Origin of the sequence: Burkholderia sp. BE17, from assembly GCF_009362305.1 — a bacterium.
GTDB lineage: Bacteria > Pseudomonadota > Gammaproteobacteria > Burkholderiales > Burkholderiaceae > Burkholderia > Burkholderia pyrrocinia_C.
This window is the reverse complement of sequence record NZ_WHNU01000021.1, coordinates 71,603-90,417: the sequence shown is the minus strand read 5'-3', so window position 1 is coordinate 90,417 and position 18,815 is coordinate 71,603. Positions and strand designations below refer to the sequence as shown.

17 protein-coding genes are annotated in these 18,815 nt (G+C 66.4%); 3 read left to right on the top strand and 14 right to left on the bottom strand.

What is annotated here, in order from left to right; genetic code table 11:
* Positions 1-11: 11 nt before the first annotated feature.
* The 6 genes from GD429_RS19410 to GD429_RS19385 form a co-directional block, all read right to left on the bottom strand.
* Positions 12-737, bottom strand: coding sequence for an amino acid ABC transporter ATP-binding protein (locus GD429_RS19410; protein WP_152859059.1), 726 nt, complete (start codon positions 735-737; stop codon positions 12-14).
* On the bottom strand, positions 734-1,411 hold the full coding sequence (gltK, locus tag GD429_RS19405) for a glutamate/aspartate ABC transporter permease GltK (protein WP_111015304.1): 678 nt from the start codon (positions 1,409-1,411) through the stop codon (positions 734-736). Before gltK ends, GD429_RS19410 begins: the two co-directional genes overlap by 4 nt.
* Complete coding sequence (locus GD429_RS19400) at positions 1,411-2,151, bottom strand: amino acid ABC transporter permease (RefSeq protein WP_152859057.1); 741 nt, start codon at positions 2,149-2,151, stop codon at positions 1,411-1,413. Before GD429_RS19400 ends, gltK begins: the two co-directional genes overlap by 1 nt.
* An 84-nt stretch (positions 2,152-2,235) precedes the next feature.
* Positions 2,236-3,129, bottom strand: a complete 894-nt coding sequence (locus GD429_RS19395; protein WP_193727143.1) for a glutamate/aspartate ABC transporter substrate-binding protein — start codon at positions 3,127-3,129, stop codon at positions 2,236-2,238.
* A 229-nt stretch (positions 3,130-3,358) separates the two neighbouring features.
* Positions 3,359-4,645, bottom strand: coding sequence for a Glu/Leu/Phe/Val family dehydrogenase (locus GD429_RS19390; RefSeq protein WP_152859053.1), 1,287 nt, complete (start codon positions 4,643-4,645; stop codon positions 3,359-3,361).
* A 263-nt stretch (positions 4,646-4,908) separates the two neighbouring features.
* Positions 4,909-5,862 carry a LysR substrate-binding domain-containing protein gene (locus GD429_RS19385; RefSeq protein ID WP_152859051.1) on the bottom strand — a complete coding sequence of 318 codons (954 nt, stop codon included), beginning with the start codon at positions 5,860-5,862 and terminating at the stop codon, positions 4,909-4,911.
* A gap of 231 nt (positions 5,863-6,093) precedes the next feature.
* Between GD429_RS19385 and purB the strand changes: the two genes are divergently transcribed.
* Entirely contained in the window at positions 6,094-7,482 is a 1,389-nt protein-coding gene (gene purB / locus GD429_RS19380; protein WP_152859049.1) for an adenylosuccinate lyase, read from the top strand.
* Positions 7,483-7,552: 70 nt separating this feature from the next.
* Here purB and GD429_RS19375 read toward each other — a convergent pair whose 3' ends face one another.
* The gene (locus tag GD429_RS19375) at positions 7,553-8,974 is read right to left on the bottom strand and encodes an NAD(P)/FAD-dependent oxidoreductase (RefSeq protein WP_152859047.1); all 1,422 of its coding nucleotides are present in this window, start codon (positions 8,972-8,974) and stop codon (positions 7,553-7,555) included.
* Between the two features lie 271 nt (positions 8,975-9,245).
* Between GD429_RS19375 and GD429_RS19370 the strand changes: the two genes are divergently transcribed.
* The gene (locus GD429_RS19370) at positions 9,246-9,893 is read left to right on the top strand and encodes a TetR/AcrR family transcriptional regulator (protein WP_152859045.1); all 648 of its coding nucleotides are present in this window, start codon (positions 9,246-9,248) and stop codon (positions 9,891-9,893) included.
* Between the two features lie 73 nt (positions 9,894-9,966).
* Here the strand turns inward: GD429_RS19370 and GD429_RS19365 are convergent, their stop codons facing one another.
* From GD429_RS19365 to edd, 4 genes are all read right to left on the bottom strand, one after another.
* A complete protein-coding gene (locus GD429_RS19365; RefSeq protein ID WP_152859043.1) occupies positions 9,967-10,470 on the bottom strand; it encodes a gluconokinase in 504 nt (167 codons plus the stop codon).
* Positions 10,471-10,483: 13 nt separating this feature from the next.
* Positions 10,484-11,845, bottom strand: coding sequence for a GntP family permease (locus tag GD429_RS19360; RefSeq protein WP_059687156.1), 1,362 nt, complete (start codon positions 11,843-11,845; stop codon positions 10,484-10,486).
* Positions 11,846-12,065: 220 nt separating this feature from the next.
* Positions 12,066-12,692, bottom strand: a complete 627-nt coding sequence (eda, locus tag GD429_RS19350; protein WP_152859041.1) for a bifunctional 4-hydroxy-2-oxoglutarate aldolase/2-dehydro-3-deoxy-phosphogluconate aldolase — start codon at positions 12,690-12,692, stop codon at positions 12,066-12,068.
* Positions 12,693-12,711: 19 nt separating this feature from the next.
* Complete coding sequence (edd, locus tag GD429_RS19345; RefSeq protein WP_152859039.1) at positions 12,712-14,568, bottom strand: phosphogluconate dehydratase; 1,857 nt, start codon at positions 14,566-14,568, stop codon at positions 12,712-12,714.
* A gap of 293 nt (positions 14,569-14,861) precedes the next feature.
* On the opposite strand from edd, the gene GD429_RS19340 reads away from it, so the two are divergent.
* Positions 14,862-15,707: a MurR/RpiR family transcriptional regulator gene (locus GD429_RS19340; RefSeq protein WP_034206404.1), complete on the top strand. Its 846-nt coding sequence runs from the start codon at positions 14,862-14,864 to the stop codon at positions 15,705-15,707.
* 96 nt (positions 15,708-15,803) lie between these two features.
* On the opposite strand, the gene GD429_RS19335 is transcribed toward GD429_RS19340, so the two are convergent.
* The 3 genes from GD429_RS19335 to holA all read right to left on the bottom strand — a co-directional run bounded on the left by GD429_RS19335 (position 15,804) and on the right by holA (position 18,808).
* Entirely contained in the window at positions 15,804-16,226 is a 423-nt protein-coding gene (locus GD429_RS19335; protein ID WP_152859037.1) for a CopD family protein, read from the bottom strand.
* A gap of 17 nt (positions 16,227-16,243) precedes the next feature.
* Positions 16,244-17,515: a glutamate-5-semialdehyde dehydrogenase gene (locus GD429_RS19330; protein WP_152859035.1), complete on the bottom strand. Its 1,272-nt coding sequence runs from the start codon at positions 17,513-17,515 to the stop codon at positions 16,244-16,246.
* Between the two features lie 198 nt (positions 17,516-17,713).
* Positions 17,714-18,808 carry a DNA polymerase III subunit delta gene (gene holA / locus GD429_RS19320; RefSeq protein ID WP_152859030.1) on the bottom strand — a complete coding sequence of 365 codons (1,095 nt, stop codon included), beginning with the start codon at positions 18,806-18,808 and terminating at the stop codon, positions 17,714-17,716.
* Positions 18,809-18,815 lie beyond the last annotated feature (7 nt).

Below are 18,815 nucleotides of genomic sequence, written 5' to 3'. Positions count from 1 at the left end.
TGTGCGAACGCTCAGTGCAGGATCTTCGCGAGGAAGTCCTTCGCGCGTTCCGACTTCGGATTCGAGAAGAAATCGTCCTTGCGGTCATCCTCGACGATCGCGCCCTTGTCCATGAAGATCACGCGATGCGCGACCTTCTTCGCGAAGCCCATCTCGTGCGTGACGACCATCATCGTCATCCCTTCCTGCGCGAGTTCGACCATCACGTCGAGCACTTCGTTGATCATCTCCGGATCGAGCGCGGACGTCGGTTCGTCGAACAGCATCGCGATCGGGTCCATCGACAGCGCGCGCGCGATCGCGACACGCTGCTGCTGGCCGCCCGACAGCTGGCCCGGAAACTTGTGCGCATGCGCCTTCAGGCCGACGCGATCGAGCAGCTTCATGCCCTTCTCGGCCGCTTCGTCCTTGCCGCGGCCGAGCACCTTGATCTGCGCGAGCGTCAGGTTCTCGGTGATCGACAGGTGCGGGAACAGCTCGAAATGCTGGAACACCATCCCGACCTTCGAGCGCAGCTTCGACAGGTTCGTCTTCCTGTCGCCGACCGACTGGCCGTTCACGAGGATCTCGCCCTGCTGGAACGGCTCGAGGCCGTTCACCGTCTTGATCAGCGTCGACTTGCCGGAGCCCGACGGGCCGCACACGACGACCACTTCGCCCTTCTTGACCTCGGTCGTGCAGTCGGTGAGAACCTGAAACTGACCGTACCACTTGGAAACGTTCTTGATGGAAATCATCGTGTGACCTTTTTCTGGAGACTCTTGACGAGAACAGACGCCAACGAGCAAATCACGAAATAGCATGCGCCGGCGAACAGGACCATCTCGACGGTCGTGCCGTCGCGATCGCCGACGTTGGCGGCCGTGCGGAAGAAGTCCGCGAGACTGATCACGTACACGAGCGACGTATCCTGGAACAGGACGATCGCCTGCGTGAGCAGCAGCGGCACCATCGCGCGGAACGCCTGCGGCAGGATCACGAGGCGCATTGCGTGCGAGTAGTTCATGCCGAGCGCGAACGCGGCGTTCACCTGCCCGCGCGGCACCGACTGGATGCCGGCGCGGATGATCTCGGAATAATACGCGGCTTCGAACAGCGAGAACGCGACCATCGCCGACGCGAGGCGGATGTCGATCGTCGGCGACAACCCGAGCACGCCCTGCAGCAGCTGCGGCACGATCAGGAAGAACCACAGCAGCACCATCACGAGCGGGATCGAGCGGAACACCGTCACGTAGCCCTGCGCGAACCACGCGAGCGGCTTGACGCCCGACAGCCGCATCAGCGCCAGCAGCGTGCCCCACACGATCCCGATGACGATCGCGATCAGCGTGATCTGCAGCGTGACGATCGCACCCGTCCACAGCGTCGGCAGCGCGCCGGGAATACTACTCCAGTCGAACTGATGCATCACTTGCCTCCGATATAGCCGGGCAGCCGCGTACGGCCTTCGATCCAGCGCATGAGCGACATCACGACGAGGTTGATCAGCACGTACGCGAGCGTGACCGCGATGAACGACTCATAGGTCTGCGCCGTGTAGTCGACGAGCTGGCGCGCCTGCGCGGACAGGTCGAGCAGGCCGATCGTCGACGCGACGGCGGAGTTCTTGAAGATGTTCAGGAATTCCGACGTGAGCGGCGGCACGATGATCCGGTACGCAACGGGCAGCAGCACGTAGCGGTACGTCTGCCATTGCGTGAGGCCCATCGCGAGGCCGGCGGCGCGCTGGCCCTTCGGCAGCGCGTTGATCCCCGAGCGCACCTGTTCGCACACGCGCGCGCCCGTGAACAGGCCGAGACAGACGATCGACGCGGTAAAGAACTGCGTGCCGGGCGGCAACTGCTTGATCCAGGTGCCGATCGATGCGGGCAGCAGCTCGGGTATCACGAGATACCAGATGAAGAACTGCACGATCAACGGAATGTTCCGGAAGATCGACACGTAGAAGGTGCCGAGCGCGGACAGCCATTTGTTCGGCACCGTGCGCAGCACGCCGAACAGCGAACCGACGATCAGCGCGATGACCCAGGCGGAGAGCGACACTTCGATCGTCACCCGGAAGCCGGACATCAGCCATCCGAAATAAGTCGTCGGCTCGCCGGTCGAGACGGGGCTCAGGAAGATGCCCCAGTTCCAGTGGTAAGACATGGGCAAGACTCCAGCAAAAAGAGACGGAAGAAGCGTGGCCTCTTCCGTCTCATTAGCGTCATTTCTGCATCAACGGCCGTGCGGTCAGTCGAGTGCCTTGTCGTTCGGGTTCGCGTACAGCTTCTTCATCGAATCGGACAGCGGGAAGTTCAGGTTCAGCCCCTTCGGCGGAATCGGGTTCTCGAACCACTTCGCGTAGATCTTCGCGGCCTCGCCCGACTTCTCGACTTGCGAGATCGCGTCGTCGACGACCTTCTTGAAGTCCGCGTCGCCCTTGCGCATCATGCAGCCGTACGCTTCTTCCGATTGCGGCGTGCCGACGATCACCCACTCGCCCGGCTGCTTCGCCTTCGCGCGCTCGCCCGCGAGCAGCGCGTCATCCATCATGAACGCGACCGCGCGGCCCGATTCCAGCGTGTTGAACGAATCGCCGTGATCCTTCGCGCTGATGATGTTCATGCCGAGCTGCTTGTCGTTGTTCATCTTGCGCAGCAGGCGCTCCGACGTCGTGCCGGCGGTGGTCACGACCGTCTTGCCCTTCAGGTCCGCGAAATCCTTGACGCCCGAATCCTTCTTCGTCATCAGGCGCGTGCCGATCACGAAGATCGTGTCGGAGAACGCAGCTTGCTGCTGACGCTCGGTGTTGTTGGTCGTCGAGCCGCACTCGATGTCGACCGTGCCGTTCTGCACCAGCGGAATGCGGTTCTGCGACGTGACCGGGATGTTCTTCACCTGCAGGTTCGGCAGGCTCAGCTTCTTCTTCACCGCGTCGACCACCTTCAGCTGGAATTCGCGGGAATAGCCGACTACCTGCTGGTTCTGGTCGTAGTAGGAGAACGGGATCGACGATTCGCGGTGGCCCAGCGAGATCACGCCCGTGTCCTTGATCTTCTTCAGCGTGCCCGTCTCCTGAGCATGCGCGCCGCTTGCGAACGCGCAGAGCGCCGCGAACGTCAGGACTGCCTTGTGGTATTTCATTTTGGTCATCTCCTTGGCTAAAACCCGCGCCAGTGTATCAAAGTAATATTTTTGAAAGTACTGGTTGTTTACCGAACTACGAATCGCGCCGTCCGGCGCCTTCCTCCCGGCTCCGGGCACCCTTTGCACGCCCCAATGCACGCGCGGGCGGCACCGGATTCGGCACCGCCCGCGAGGGTTCATGTACGCAACCGGATGGATTGCGTCATGGCTTGATCATAGTCGACGATCAGGGGTACAGGCCGCGCATTTCGCGCGCCATCAGGATGCGCTTGCACGCGACGATGAACGCCGCGGTACGCACCGTCACCTTGTGCTCTTCCGCGACCGCCCACACGCCGGCGAACGCTTCGCGCATCACGCGCTCGAGGCGGTGGTTGATCTCGTCTTCCGTCCAGAAGAAGCTCGAGAAATCCTGCACCCACTCGAAGTACGACACGGTCACGCCGCCCGCGTTCGCGATCACGTCGGGGATCACGAGCACGCCGTTCGCGCTCAGGATGTCGTCCGCCGCCGTCGTCGTCGGGCCGTTCGCGCCTTCGACGATGATCTTCGTGCGGATCTTCGCTGCGTTCTTCTCGGTGATCTGGTTTTCCAGCGCCGCCGGGATCAGGATGTCGGTCTCGACCGTCCAGAACTCGTCGTTCGGCATCGGCTCCGCGCCTTCGAAGCCCGCGACGCCGCCCGTGCGTGCGACGTGGTCGAGCAGCTTGTTCGAATCGAGGCCGGCCGGCCGGTAGATCGTGCCGGTGTGATCCTGCACCGCGATCACCTTCGCGCCCGCTTCCTGGAACAGCTTCGCCGCGATGCCGCCGACGTTGCCGAAACCCTGCACCGCGATGCGCGCGCCTTCGATCTCGAGGCCCTTCTTCTTCGCCGCTTCGCAACCGACGACGAACACGCCGCGGCCCGTCGCTTCCTTGCGGCCGAGCGAACCGCCGAGCGCGATCGGCTTGCCGGTCACGACGCCGGTCGACGTCTGGCCCTGGTTCATCGAGAACGTGTCCATCATCCACGCCATCACCTGTTCGTTGGTGTTGACGTCCGGCGCCGGAATGTCGGTGTTCGGGCCGATGATGATGCCGATTTCGCTGGTGTAGCGGCGCGTCACGCGCTCGAGCTCACCGCGCGACAGCTTGCGCGGGTCGACGCGGATGCCGCCCTTCGCGCCGCCGTACGGCACGTTCACGGCCGCATTCTTCACCGACATCCATGCGGACAACGCCATCACTTCCGACAGCGTCACGTCCTGGTGGTAGCGCACCCCGCCCTTGCCCGGGCCGCGCGACACGTTGTGCTGCACGCGATAGCCTTCGAAGTGCGCGACGGTACCGTTGTCGAGCTCGATGGGCACATCGACGATCAGGATGCGCTTCGGGCGCTTCAGCGTTTCGAGCCAGCGCGACAGCGAGCCGAGGTACGGCGCGACGCGATCGACTTGCTGAAGATAGTTGCCCCACGGGCCGAGATCGTCGGCGTGCAGGTAGGACGGGATGGACTGCAATTGCGAAGACATGGATGCTCCAACGGTCAACAGGTGCGCACATTGTCGAAAAACCCGTTTTTTTTATCCAATGCCGTTTGCTTATTCGATTATGCGTTTCTTGCATGATCGCGATTTTTCGCAAATCCGCGGTCGATTTGCGCAAGAACGCACGCGATCGGCCGTGCATCGCGTCCGCGAAAAATCGTGTTGCCCGCGCGCCGGCCGGCCGCCGGACAGCTGTCCGACAGGCGCGGCAAGCTTGCCGTCAGCCGGCCACGGTCGATCGTGCGCAGTCAGCCGTCCGTATCGCGCAGTTCGTCGCGCACGACCTCCCACAGCGCGCGCACGAGCTTCTGCCGCGGATCGTCGCCCTGCAGCGCGAGCTTGTCGCAATACAGCCGGATCTCCATCGTCAGCGTGAACGGATGCGCGCCGCCGCGCACCGAACGGTCGAGCCGGATCAGCCGGCCGCTTGCGACCGCGTCCTCGACCGCGCTGTGCGGCAGGAACGCAACGCCGTGCCCCGCGAGCGCCATCGCCTTCAGCCCTTCGGCCATGTCGGTCTCGTAGACGCGATCGAGGAACAGCCGCGTCGGCGCGTTCGCGATGATGACTTCCGTCATCCGGCCGAGATACGCGTTCGGCGTATACGACAGGTACGGCACGCGCGCGTCGGCCGTGCCGGGCAGCGTATAGCGCGGCCGGCCCGCGCGGCCGGGGGCCGAGAACGGGCTGATCGGCTCGCTGCCGAGGATCAGCATGTCGTAGCGCGCCGGATCGAGCGCGACCGGATGGCTCGGGTGGTGGTAGCCCATCACGAGATCGCAGCCGCCCTCGACCAGCGACAGCACGGCGTCGTGCACATTCAGCGCGCGCAGCCGCGTGTGGACCTGGCCCATCTTCGCCTCGATCCGCTGCAGCCAGCGCGGAAAATAGGTGAGCGACAGCGTGTGCGGCACCGCGAACTCGATCGTCGGCACCGGCGCGCCGACGTGGCCGCGCAGGAGCGTGCGCGCCTCATGCGCCTGCGACAGCATCGTCAGCGCCTGCTCGTAGAAGATCTGCCCGGCCTGCGTGAGCCGCGTCGGATAGACCGAACGATCGATCAGTTCGGTCGCGAGCCACGCTTCGAGCGCCTGGATGCGCCGCGAAAACGCGGGCTGCGATACGTGTCGCAGTTCGGCGGACCGGCTAAAGCTGCGCGTTTCCGCGAGCGAAACGAAGTCTTCGAGCCATTTCAGTTCCATGCAGGCGGGCGCGGCGGGCGGCGGTCGGGAGGAAGCCTGCATTCTACCGGCGGGCGGGCCCGGCCGGCGGCGGCGCGCTCGGCCCGGCGGCCCGCTGCACACCCGCGCCGGCGCGGCGTCGGCACGCGGCGGCGCCCGCCGGCCGCACGCGGCCGGGATCGTCGCGCGCCGATGGTAAAATGTCGAATTCTCCCTCCCCTCGCTCGACCCGGCCCCAAGGCCCGCCCGATCATGTCCGACACTCGTCCCGATACGCTTTTCGCCCTCACCGCGCTCTCGCCCATCGACGGCCGCTACGCCAGCAAGACCGAAGCGCTGCGCGACTGGCTCTCCGAAGCCGCCTTCATGCGCCACCGCGTCACCGTCGAGGTGCACTGGCTGATCGCGCTGTCGCGCGCCGGCTTCACGGAAGTCCCGCGCTTCTCCGATGCATCCGAGCAGTTCCTGCTGCAGCTCGCCGAGCGCTTCACCGCGCACGACGCCGCGCGCATCAAGGAAATCGAGCGCGTGACGAACCACGACGTGAAGGCCGTCGAATACTGGCTGAAGGAATCGGTGAAGGGCCAGGCCGAACTCGAGAAGGCCAGCGAATTCATCCACTTCGCGTGCACGTCCGAGGACATCAACAACACGTCGCACGGGATGATGCTCGCCGGCGCGCGCGAACACGTGATCCTGCCGGCGCTGCGCACGGTCTATCAGCGCCTCGTCGCGCTCGCACACGCGCATGCGGAACAGCCGATGCTGTCGCGCACGCACGGCCAGCCGGCCAGCCCGACGACGCTCGGCAAGGAGCTCGCGAACGTCGCCGCGCGTCTCGCGCGTGCGATCGCACGCATCGAGAAGGTCGAGATCCTCGGCAAGATGAACGGCGCGGTCGGCAACTTCAACGCGCACCTGTCCGCGTATCCGGAATTCGACTGGGAAGCGTTCTCGCGTGACGTGATCGAAAACCGCTTGAAGCTCACGTTCAACCCGTACACGATCCAGATCGAGCCGCACGACTACATGGCCGAGCTGTTCGACGCGGTCGCACGCGCGAACACGATCCTGCTCGACCTCGACCGCGACGTGTGGGGCTACATCTCGGTCGGCTACTTCAAGCAGAAGACGAAGGCCGGCGAGATCGGCTCGTCGACGATGCCGCACAAGGTCAACCCGATCGACTTCGAAAACTCGGAAGGCAACCTCGGCCTCGCGAACGCGACGCTGCGCCACCTCGCCGACAAGCTGCCGGTGTCGCGCTGGCAGCGCGACCTGACCGACTCGACGGTGCTGCGCAACATGGGCGTCGCGCTCGGCTACTCGCTGCTCGCGTACGACTCGCTGATCCGCGGCCTCGACAAGCTCGAGGTGAACCCGCAGCGCCTGAACGAAGATCTCGACAACTGCTGGGAAGTGCTCGCCGAGCCGGTGCAGACGGTGATGCGCCGCTACGGCATCGAGAACCCGTACGAGCAGCTGAAGGAACTGACGCGCGGCAAGGGCATCACGCGCGAAGCGCTGCAGCAGTTCGTCGGCACGCTCGCGATCCCGCAGGACGCGAAGGACCGCCTGCTCGCGATGACGCCCGCGTCGTACATCGGCAAGGCCGTCGAACTCGCGAAGCGGATCGCGTAAGCGCCGCCGTCGCCGGACGAACAAAAGCCCGATGCGAGCGATCGCATCGGGCTTTTTCCTTTTCAGACGCTCAGAACGAAATCATCCGGCCCGGGTTGAGCGCGCTCATCACGCTCATCGCCGCTTTCGCAGCCGGGATCGCGATCGGCGACAACTGCCGGCCGAGCGGAATCTCGCGATGGTCGATGCCGGTCAGCATCGAGAAATCGTCGTTGCGGCCGACGAAATCGTCGCAGATCGCCTTGCCGATCCGCACCGTCTGCGCGACGCCGTGGCCGCTCCAGCCCTGCACCATGTACATCGGCACGCGGCCGTCGGTCTTGCGGCTGTCGGTGGCGCCGTTCAGCGTGAAGTCGCTGACGCCGCTCCAGCAGTAGTCGAGCGCAAAGCTGCCGCCGGCCTGCGGAAACACCGTGTTCAGCCGCGTCAGCAGATACGCGTTGACGTCGGGCTGCGCCCAGCAGCTGCCGGTGCCCTGCCCGCCGAACAGCAACCGGTTGCCGCGCACCGGCCGGTAATAGTCGATCTGGAACTGCGTGTCGTACACGGGCATGCCGGCCGGCATCAGCGTCGCGACATCGACGTCGAGCGGCGCCGTCACGCTCACGTACGTGAAGAACGGCACCGTTGTGGCCGCGCCGTCGTCGAGCAGCCGGAACGTCGTGTTGTGCAGCGCGAGCACGACGCCGCGGCGCGCGGTGATCGTGCCGCCCGGCGTCGTCGCGACGACGCCTGCGGGCGTCTCGTCGAGCTCGAGCACCTCGGTGCCCTCGAACAACGCACCGCCGTTCAGCCGGAAGCCGTGCACCAGGCCGCGCACGAGCGCGAGCGGATGGATCTGGCCGCCGATCGCGTCGATCGCCGCGCCGTGGTACAGCCCCGAACGCACGTATTCGTCGTGCAGCTGATGGCGGCCGACGAGCGTCACGCCCGCGTCGCCGAGATGGCGGCGCGCATCCGCGCCGTCGAGCAGCGCGCTCATGTGGCCGGGGTGGACCGCCGCCGTGATGTGGCCGCGCTTGCGGTCGAGTTCGAGCGCGTAACGCGCGCCGATCGCATCGATCAGGTCCATCGATTCGGTCGACGCAAAGCGCCACAGCCGCTTCGCATCGTCGTGCGACAGGTAATCGATCATGTCGGCCGCTTCCCAGCGCGCGAGGCCGGGCGTCAATTGCCCGCCGTTGCGGCCCGATGCGGCCGAGCCGACGTGATGCTTGTCGACGAGGATCGTGTCGACGCCCGCTTCCGCGAGATGCAGCGCCGCCGACGCGCCGAGCAGGCCCGCGCCGATCACGAGCACGTCGCACACGGCGTCGTGCGCGAGCGGCGCGCCGTTCGCGTGGCGCGACAGCGACGCCTCGTACCAGTTGGCCGGGCGCTCGCCGTCGTAGCGGGCCGGGTCGCACCAGTTCCAGTTGTCTTTTTCGATGTTCAGTTGCGTTTGCTCGAAACGCGATTCGCCCTGGATCAGGGGTTTGTGATTGGAAGTCATGATTGCACTTGCATGGTAGGGCCGCCTGTCGAAGCCTTCTGGCTTTGCGTGTGGGGCAGCCGGTTCCACATGGGTGTCAACGAGAAAAGAGGCGCAATGGCCCGTGTTGACGGCGGACACGCTCGTGCCGCCTGGATCCCGGACTGTGCGAAAGCACGTATTGAAAGGTGCCGGGACACCCAATTTCTACATCGCAGAAATAATTCTGCAGTGTAGAATACGCTTTCGTCAAGTTTACGGCCGGATCCGCTCCGGCCGCCAGCCCGCATCGATGAAAGACAAACCCGCCCAGGGCCCGCGCGGCCTCGACAAGGACGCGATCGTCGCGGCCGCGCTCGCGCTGCTCGAAGACGTCGGCGAAGCCGCATTCAGCGTACGCAAGCTCGCGCAGTCGGTCGGCTGCGACCCGATGAGCGTGCTGTATCACTTCAAGTCGAAGGACGGCCTGAGCCGCGCGATCGCGAACGCGCTGTCGCGCTCGCTCGTGCCGGTCGACGACGCGCTGCCGTGGCGCGAGCGGCTGCGCGATCTCGCGCGCCAGTACCGCGCGCTCGCGCTGCGCCACCCGGCCGCGTTCGCGCTGCTGCAGCGCCACATGAGCACGGGGCCGGCCGATCTCGCGCACATCGAGGCCGTGCACCGCGCGCTCGCCGACGCCGGCATCCCGCGCGCGGCGCTGCCGTCGGTGTGCGTCGGCTGGTATGCGAGCGTGATCGGGCTTGCCGCCGCCGAGGCCGGCGGCCTCACGCGGCCCGCGAACGACGTGGAGCTGGAGGAAATGAACGCGCTGTCGGACACCGAGTATCCGCTCGTCAGGTCGGCCGCCCCACTCTACGCGCAGCTCGATCCGGAGATCGTGCATGACACGATGCTCGACGTGCTGCTCGACGGCATCGCGAAACGCGCGCACGCAGCCTGACCGGCTGGCGCGCCGCCAATGAAAAAGGCGCCCCGAAGGGCGCCTTTTTCATCATGATTGCCGCGAACCGCGCTCAGTTCTGCTGCGCGAGGCCGATCTTCACCATCACCTGATCGACGATCTGTTCGGGCGTCAGCTCGATGCTGACCACGATCGCTTCGTCCGGGCCCGGCTCCTCGAGCGTGTCGAGCTGACTCTTCAGCAGCGACGGATCGAAGAAATGGCCGGTGCGGGTCTTCAGGCGCTCGCGCAATACGTCGAACGAGCCCTGCAGGTACACGAACCGCACGTCGGTGTCGGTGCCGCGCAGCACGTCGCGGTACGCACGCTTCAGCGACGAGCACGTGAACACGGCCGTCTCGCCCGCGCGCTGCTTTTCCTCGATGGACTCGCGGATCGAGCGCAGCCACGGCCAGCGGTCGTCGTCGGTCAGCGGAATGCCGTGGTGCATCTTTTCCTTGTTCGCCGCGCTGTGAAACGCGTCGCCGTCGGTATAGCTGCACGACAGGCGTTCCGCCAGCATTTCGCCGATTCGCGACTTGCCCGCGCCCGACACGCCCATTGCGATCAGAATCATTGCCTACCCCTTGTTACAAAACCATGCTCAGCAGCAGCGTGAAGCTCAGGCCGAGCACCGAGATGATCGTTTCGAGCAGCGTCCACGTCTTGAACGTCTGGCCGACCGTCATCCCGAAATATTCCTTGATCAGCCAGAAGCCGCCGTCGTTCACGTGCGAGAAGATCAGCGAGCCCGAGCCCGTCGCGAGCACCAGCAGTTCCGGACGGACCGCCGCGCCCGATGCCGCCGCGATCGGCGCGACGATGCCGCAGGCAGTCGTCATTGCGACCGTCGCCGAGCCCGTGGCCAGACGAATCAGCGCTGCGACGAACCAGCCGAGCAGCAGCGGCGACAGGTGCGCCTGCGTGGCCGTTGCGACGATCTGCTGCGAGATCCCGCTGTCACGCAGGATACCGCCAAAGCCGCCGCCCGCGCCGACGATCAGCGTGATCCCGGCGATCGGTGCCAGGCACTCGCCGCAGAACTTCTGGATCTGGTCGCGGTTGAAGCCCTGCAGCTTGCCGAACGTGAAGAAGCTCACGAGCACGGCGATCAGCAGCGCGACGTCCGAGTTGCCGGCGAAGCGCAGCAGGTTGTTCGGCAGCGTCTTCGGCGCGAACAGCAGGTCGGCCCAGCTGCCGACCAGCATCAGGATCACCGGCAGCAGGATCGTGAACAGCGTGATGCCGAAGCCCGGCAGTTCGCGCTTCTTGCCTTCGGTGTGCGTGTCGACGAATTGCGCGGCGAGCGGGTTGTTCTCCGGCAGCTTCACGAACTTCGAGATCGTCAGCGCGAACAGCGGGCCCGCGACGATCGCGGTCGGCACGCCGACGATCAGGCCGAATGCGATCGTCTTGCCGATATCGGCGCCGTACTGCTGGACCGCGAGCAGCGCGGCCGGGTGCGGCGGGATCAGCCCGTGCACGACCGACAGGCCGGCCACCATCGGCAGGCCGACGACGAGCAGCGACTTGCCGGTGCGCTTCGCGACGTTGAACGCGATCGGGATCAGCAGCACGAAGCCGACTTCGAAGAACACCGGCAGGCCGACGATGATCGCGACGAACATCATCGCCCAGTGGATGTTCTTTTCACCGAACCAGTCGATCAGCGTGGTCGCGATCCGTTCGGCGCCGCCCGATTCGGCCATCATCTTGCCGAGCATCGTGCCGAGGCCGACGACGATCGCGATGTGGCCGAGCGTATTGCCGTTGCCCGTCTCGAACGACTTGACGATCTTGTCCATCGGCATCCCGACCACCAGGCCGAGGCCGAGCGACACGATGATGAGCACCAGGAACGGATAGATCTTGAACCGCGCGATCATCACGATCAACGCCACGATCGCGATCACGGTATAGATGAGCAGCATGCTGCCTTGGACAGCCCCCATGTGGACTCCTCCTTGGGATTATTCGAACCGGGCGGATCGTTGCGAGTATGCCCGGCTGTGCAGGTCTCCGAAACAGCGGGGAGACCCCCACCGTCAGGACGCTGAATTTTACTTATCTTTACGGTCCGCGGATAGAACCGGTTCCATCAGCAAAAACCCTCGGCAAAACAAGCACTAAGCGCTTGCCTTCCGAGGGTCAAATCATCATTCCGTACGAGTTTTAGCGGGAAAGCTGGCTCGCGGCTTGCGCGAGGCGCGTGACTTCGGCCCAGTCCTGCGCGGCGAGCGCGGCCTTCGGCGTGAGCCACGAGCCGCCGACGCACACGACGTTCGGCAGCTTCAGGAAATTCGGCGCGGTGTCGACCGTGATGCCGCCCGTCGGGCAGAACTTCAGCGCCGGGAACGGGCCGTGGAACGCCTGCAGCATCGGCACGCCGCCCGCCTGCTGCGCGGGGAAGAACTTCACGATCTCGTAGCCGAATTCGAGCGCCTGGATGATGTCGCTCGGCGTCATCACGCCCGGCAGCAGCGGCAGACCCGCGTCGAGCGACGCGAGGTGCAGGTCCTTCGTCAGGCCCGGCGATACGCCAAACTTCGCGCCGGCCTTCTTCGCCTGTGCGCAGTGCTCGGGCTTCGTGATCGTGCCGACGCCGACGACGATGTCGTCCGCGAGCTGGCTCGCGCGCTGGATCGCCTCCAGGCCGGCCGGCGTGCGCAGCGTGATCTCGAGCACCTTCACGCCGCCCGCGTGCAACGCGCGCGACACGTGCTCGCCCTGCTCGACCGAGTCGAATGCGAGCACCGGAATGACCGGGCCCAGCTTCACGATTTCAGCAATCGTCTTCATCAAATTCGCTCCTTGAAATTCATGCGTCGACGCGGACGGCCGTTTCGCCGACCAGCGTCCCGAAAACCGATGCGCCCTGCTCGGCCGGCGCCGCGGCCGCGCGGAACACGCCGAACAGTTCGCGCCCGAAACCGACCTCGTTCTCGGCCTGGTGCAGCGGCTGCGCGACCGGGCGCGACTGCCACTCGGCGTCGTCGACCTCGATGTCGAGCACGCCGGCTTCCGCGTCGATCACGAGCGTGTCGCCCGTCTTCACCTTGCCGAGCGGGCCGGCCAGCAGCGCTTCCGGCGACACGTGGATCACCGCCGGCACCTTGCCCGACGCGCCCGACATACGGCCGTCGGTGACGAGCGCGACGTGGAAGCCCTGATCCTGCAGCACGCCGAGCAGCGGCGTCAAACGGTGCAGCTCGGGCATCCCGTTCGCGCGCGCGCCCTGGAAGCGCACGACCGCGACGAAATCGCGCTTCAGCTCGCCGCGATCGAACGCTTCCTGCACGGCTTCCTGCGAATCGAACACGATCGCGGGCGCCGTCACCTTGCGGTGCTCGGGCGCGACCGCCGAAATCTTGATCACGCCGCGGCCGAGCCGGCCCTGCATCAGGCGCAGGCCGCCGTCCGGCTGGAACGGGTCGCCGATGCCGCGCAGCACCTTCGTGTCGTGGCTCTCGGCCGCGCCGTCGACCCACGCGAGCTTGCCGTCGATCAGCTTCGGCTCCTTCGTGTAGTGCGACAGCCCGCGGCCGGCGACCGTCGTCACATCCTCGTGCAGCAGCCCGCCTTCGAGCAGGTTGCGCACCAGGAACGCAACGCCGCCCGCCGCGTGGAAATGGTTCACGTCGGCCTTGCCGTTCGGGTAGATCTTCGCGAGCAGCGGCACGACGGCCGACAGCTCGTCGAAATCGTCCCAGTCGATCAGGATGCCGGCCGCGCGCGCGATCGCGACGAGGTGCAGCGTATGGTTGGTCGAGCCGCCCGTCGCGAGCAGCGCGACGATCCCGTTGACGATCGCCTTCTCGTCGATCACATGGCCGATCGGCGTGTAGTGGCCGCGCTCGACGGTCAGGTCGAGCACGCGGCGCGCGGCCTCGGCCGTCAGCGCGGTGCGCAGCGGCGTGTGCGGATGGACGAACGCCGAACCCGGCAGGTGCAGACCCATCAGCTCCATCAGCATCTGGTTGCTGTTCGCGGTGCCGTAGAACGTGCAGGTGCCGTGGCCGTGATACGCGGCCGATTCGGCTTCGAGCAGCGCGTCGCGGCCCACCTGGCCGGTCGCGAACTGCTGGCGGATCTTCGCCTTGTCGTCGTTCGACAGGCCGCTCGTCATCGGGCCGGCCGGCACGAAGATGGTCGGCAGGTGGCCGAACTGCAGCGCGCCGATCAAGAGGCCCGGCACGATCTTGTCGCAGATGCCGAGGCAGAGCGCCGCGTCGAACATGTTGTGCGTGAGCGCGATCGCCGTGCCCATCGCGATCGCCTCGCGCGAGAACAGCGACAGCTCCATCCCCGGGTTGCCCTGCGTGACGCCGTCGCACATCGCCGGCACGCCGCCCGCGAACTGCGCGACCCCGCCGTTCTCGCGCGCGGCGGCCTTGATGATGTCGGGGAAATCCTTGTACGGCGCGTGCGCGGACAGCATCTCGTTGTACGAGGACACGATGCCGATGTTCGGCTCACGGATCGTCTTGATCGCGAACTTGTCGCTGCCCTCGAGGCCCGCGAAGCCGTGCGCGAGGTTCGCGCAGGACAGCGCGCCGCGCGCCGGGAACTTGCCCTGCGCGCCGTCGATGCGGTGCAGATAGGCGGAACGGGTCGATTGGCTGCGGGCGATCACGCGTTCGGTGACCTTCGCCAGAGTGGGGTGCAGCGACGTCATGCTGGGCGCTCCTGTATGCCGGCCGACACCGGCGGTTGGAATCGTGGGGACGGTCGAATGCATCGACTGAACGAAGCCAGTCTAGTAGAAAAACTACAAGCATGCAATGCGGATCGATTCACGCGCAACCCTCATTCCCGCCACCAGCAAGGCCATGACTAGTGAAAACCCTAATTACCCTCACCGCCATCACGCCAAAGGCATTGCAATAACGCTAGTATTTTCATGTAGATTTTCTACAATTCGATTGCGATACACTCGCTCATCCGAACCCGATTTCCATCTGCCGTCCCATGCTGCCTCGCATTGAAGCGATCCGCGCCGAGTTGCGCCCGTCCGAGCGCAAGCTCGCCGACTACATCCTCGCCGCGCCGCGCGAGGTGCTCGACCTCGCGATGACCGAGCTGTCGACGCGCGCGGGCGTCAGCCAGCCGACGATCGCGCGCTTCTGCCAGGCGCTCGGCTGCAGCGGCTTCCGCGAATTCAAGATCCGGCTCGCACAGAGCGTCGCGCCGGGCGTGTCGTCGGTGTATCGCGACGTCGAGCCCGACGAACCGGCACCCGGCATCATCGGCAAGGTGTTCGACCGCACGATCGGCGCGCTGATCGAGGTGCGCAACAGCCTGTCCGCGGGCAGCGTCGCCGATGCGATCGCGCTGCTGTCGAACGCGTCGCGCATCGAGTTCTACGGCGCCGGCGGCTCGGGCATCGCCGCGCAGGACATCCAGCACAAGTTCTTCCGGCTCGGCGTGCCGAGCGTCGCGTATTCGGATCCGCACACGTTCTCGATGTCGTCGGCGCTGCTCGGGCCGCACGACGTCGTCGTCGCGATCTCGAACACCGGGCGCACGCGCGACATCGTCGACGCCGCGCGCTCCGCGCTCGCATGCGGCGCGAAAGTCGTCGCGATCACGCAGAGCCATTCGCCGCTCGCGAAGCTCGCGACGGTGAGCCTCGCGTCGAACGTCGCCGAGGAGACGGACGTGTTCTCGCCGATGACGTCGCGGATGTCGCATCTCGCGATCGGCGACATCCTCGCGGTCGGCGTCGCGCTGTCGCGCGGCCCCGCGCTGATGGAACGGGTCGGCCGCGCGAAGGAAGCGATCACGCGCCGGCGGATCGACGACGCGAAAGATTGAAAAGCGCCGCGCAAAACCGCGCGTAAACGAACAACGGCGCCCCGCAGGGCGCCGTTGCGCATGGATCGATGCCGGCAGCCTCGCCGGCCGCACCGCTCAGAACGGCTTGATCACGACCAGCGCGACCGCCGCGAGCATGCCGAGCACCGGCAGCTCGTTGAACACGCGATACCACTTGTCGGTGCGGCGGTTCTCGCCGCGCTCGAACACCCGCAGCAGGTGCCCGCAATACGCGTGATAGACGATGAGCAGCAGCACGACCGTCACCTTCGCATGGATCCAGCCCTGCCTCTGGCCGATGCCGATCGCGAGCCAGAGCCACAGCCCGCAGGCCAGCGCCGGCACGGCGATCATCGTCATGAAGCGGAACAGCTTGCGCGCCATCAGCAGCAGGCGTCGCACGGCGGCCGGATCGGTTTCCATGGCCAGGTTCACGTAGATGCGCGGCAGGTAGAACAGCCCCGCGAACCACGCGGCGATCAGAACGATATGGAACGTCTTGACCCAGAGCATTGCCATCGGTTGTGCGCCTCGCTTTACTGGCGGCCTTCGCCGTGTCCGAGCACGACGTACTTCAGCGACGTCAGCCCTTCCAGGCCCACGGGGCCGCGTGCGTGCAGCTTGTCGTTCGAGATGCCGATTTCCGCGCCGAGGCCGAATTCGAAGCCGTCCGCGAAGCGCGTCGACGCGTTGACCATCACGCTCGCCGAATCGACCTCGCGCAGGAAACGCATCGCGCGGTCGTGATCCTCGGTGACGATCGCATCCGTGTGATGCGAGCCGTATTGGTTGATGTGCTCGATCGCGGCGTCGAGGCCGTCGACGACCTTGATCGCGAGCACCGGCGCGAGATATTCGGTGTGCCAGTCTTCCTCGGTCGCATCGACGAGCGGACCGACGCCCGCCTCGGCGAGCACCGCGCGCGCGGCCGCATCGACGCGCAACTCGACCTGCTTGTCGCGATACAGCTTGCCGAGCGGCGGCAGCAGCTTCGCCGCGATGCCGCTCGCGACGAGCAAGGTCTCCATCGTGTTGCAGGTGCCGTAGCGGTGCGTCTTCGCGTTGTCGCAGACGGTCAGCGCCTTGTCGAGATCGGCGCGATCGTCGACATACACGTGGCAGATGCCGTCGAGGTGCTTGATCATCGGCACGCGTGCCTCGTTGATCAGGCGTTCGATCAGGCTCTTGCCGCCGCGCGGCACGATCACGTCGACGTATTCGGTCATCGTGATCAGCTTGCCGACCGCCGCGCGATCGGCGGTCGCGACGACCTGCACCGCGTCCTGCGGCAAGCCGGCCGCCTCGAGACCTTCGCCGATCAGCTTCGCGAGCGCCGTGTTCGATTCGAGCGCTTCGGAGCCGCCGCGCAGGATCGTCGCGTTGCCCGACTTCAGGCACAGCGCGGCCGCGTCGATCGTCACGTTCGGGCGCGACTCGTAGATGATGCCGATCACGCCGAGCGGCACGCGCATCTGACCAACCTGGATCCCGCTCGGGCGGTACTTGAGGTTGCCGATCTCGCCGATCGGATCGGCCAGCGACGCAACCTGGCGCAGGCCTTCGACCATCGTCGTCAGCGCCTTGTCGGATAGCGTCAGGCGGTCGACGAACGCCGCATCGAACCCTTTTTCACGGGCGCGGGCGACGTCGCGCGCATTCGCGTCCTTCAGCGCCTGCGCGTCGCGTTCGATCGCGCGGGCTACGGCGTCGAGCGCCGCGTTCTTCGCGGCCGTGCTGGCGCGCGCCATCGCGCGGGAAGCGTGCCGGGCGCGACGGCCCAGGTCGGTCATGTACTGATCGATATCCATCGTGTGACTCGAGAAGCGAGCCGCGCTGGGCGGCATGAATTCGTGGGGAAGCGTGGGACGGCCATCCGCGGGACGGCCATCCGCGGGGCGCGGCGGCCGGAAAGCCGCGCCGCGGATGGCTGCCCCGCGGATGGCCGCCCCGGCTTTCGAAGCATTGTAAGCGGGTTGCGCAGCGCGCGCTGAAGGCCCGAACGGGGCTTAACGCCGCACGCGACCCGCGGTCGGCGGTCGCTCGCCGCGCGCGCCCGCGACCGTCATCGCAAGCTGGAACAGGCCGTCCCACGGATCGGGCGGCGGCTGGTCCTGCGTCCGGCGGCCCGGCACGACGGCCGTGAGCCCCTTGACCTGCCGGTCGAGCTGCGCGGCGAACGCGAGCGCCTTCTCGAGCGCGGGTTCCGACACGCGGTTCAGCGCGGGGCCGATCAGCCGCTCGCGCGGGCCCCACACGCGGTTCTCGCGCAGCAGCGTCGCCAGCGGCTTGCCGGCCGTCGCGCCGCGCTTGATCCGCAGCAGCGTGCGCAGCTCCTCGACGACGGCCCACATCACGAGCACGATCGCCTCGCCCTCGCCCTTCAGCCCGTCGATCATCCGCGCGAGCCGCGCGGCGTCGCCGGCGAGCATCGCCTCGTTCAGCTTGAACACGTCGTAGCGTGCGACGTTCAGCACCGCATCGTGCACCTGCTCGAACGACAGCGCGCCTTGCGGATACAGCAGCCCGAGCTTCTGGATTTCCTGGTGCGCGGCGAGCAGGTTGCCTTCGACGCGCTCCGCGATGAACTGCAGCGCGCGCCGCCCGTCGTCGCCGGCCGCGACGCGCTGACCCTGCATCGACAGACGCTGGCCGATCCAGTTCGGCAGTTGCGCGCGGTCGACCGGATCGATCTTCAGCGCGACGCCGCCGTTCTGCAGCGCGGTAAACCACGCGGATTTCTGCGTGGCCGCATCGAGACGCGGCAGCGTGACGAGCATCAGCGCATCGGGATTGGGCGTGGCCGCGAGCGTCTTCAGCGCGTCGGCGCCTTCCTTGCCGGGCTTGCCCGACGGAATGCGCAGCTCGATCAGTTGGCGCTCGCCGAACAGCGACATCGCCTGGGTCGCGCCGAGCAGCACGCTCCAGTCGAAGCCGCGCTCGACCGTATGCACCGACCGCTCGGTGAATCCGGCAGCACGCGCGGCCGCACGAATGCGGTCGCACGCTTCCTGCGCGAGCAGCGGCTCGTCGCCGTAGACGGTATAGAGCCCGGCCAGCCCCTTCGCGAGGTGCGGCTCCAGCGCATCAAGTCGCAATTGCATCGGTGCG

Excerpts from the sequence above, each read along its gene's own strand:
- GD429_RS19410 (WP_152859059.1), bottom strand. The coding sequence starts at position 737 with ATGATTTCCATCAAGAACGTTTCCAAGTGGTACGGTCAGTTTCAGGTT.
- gltK (WP_111015304.1), bottom strand. The coding sequence starts at position 1,411 with ATGCATCAGTTCGACTGGAGTAGTATTCCCGGCGCGCTGCCGACGCTG.
- GD429_RS19400 (WP_152859057.1), bottom strand. The coding sequence starts at position 2,151 with ATGTCTTACCACTGGAACTGGGGCATCTTCCTGAGCCCCGTCTCGACC.
- GD429_RS19395 (WP_193727143.1), bottom strand. The coding sequence starts at position 3,129 with ATGAAATACCACAAGGCAGTCCTGACGTTCGCGGCGCTCTGCGCGTTC.
- GD429_RS19390 (WP_152859053.1), bottom strand. The coding sequence starts at position 4,645 with ATGTCTTCGCAATTGCAGTCCATCCCGTCCTACCTGCACGCCGACGAT.
- GD429_RS19385 (WP_152859051.1), bottom strand. The coding sequence starts at position 5,862 with ATGGAACTGAAATGGCTCGAAGACTTCGTTTCGCTCGCGGAAACGCGC.
- purB (WP_152859049.1), top strand. The coding sequence starts at position 6,094 with ATGTCCGACACTCGTCCCGATACGCTTTTCGCCCTCACCGCGCTCTCG.
- GD429_RS19375 (WP_152859047.1), bottom strand. The coding sequence starts at position 8,974 with ATGACTTCCAATCACAAACCCCTGATCCAGGGCGAATCGCGTTTCGAG.
- GD429_RS19370 (WP_152859045.1), top strand. The coding sequence starts at position 9,246 with ATGAAAGACAAACCCGCCCAGGGCCCGCGCGGCCTCGACAAGGACGCG.
- GD429_RS19365 (WP_152859043.1), bottom strand. The coding sequence starts at position 10,470 with ATGATTCTGATCGCAATGGGCGTGTCGGGCGCGGGCAAGTCGCGAATC.
- GD429_RS19360 (WP_059687156.1), bottom strand. The coding sequence starts at position 11,845 with ATGGGGGCTGTCCAAGGCAGCATGCTGCTCATCTATACCGTGATCGCG.
- eda (WP_152859041.1), bottom strand. The coding sequence starts at position 12,692 with ATGAAGACGATTGCTGAAATCGTGAAGCTGGGCCCGGTCATTCCGGTG.
- edd (WP_152859039.1), bottom strand. The coding sequence starts at position 14,568 with ATGACGTCGCTGCACCCCACTCTGGCGAAGGTCACCGAACGCGTGATC.
- GD429_RS19340 (WP_034206404.1), top strand. The coding sequence starts at position 14,862 with ATGCTGCCTCGCATTGAAGCGATCCGCGCCGAGTTGCGCCCGTCCGAG.
- GD429_RS19335 (WP_152859037.1), bottom strand. The coding sequence starts at position 16,226 with ATGGCAATGCTCTGGGTCAAGACGTTCCATATCGTTCTGATCGCCGCG.
- GD429_RS19330 (WP_152859035.1), bottom strand. The coding sequence starts at position 17,515 with ATGGATATCGATCAGTACATGACCGACCTGGGCCGTCGCGCCCGGCAC.
- holA (WP_152859030.1), bottom strand. The coding sequence starts at position 18,808 with ATGCAATTGCGACTTGATGCGCTGGAGCCGCACCTCGCGAAGGGGCTG.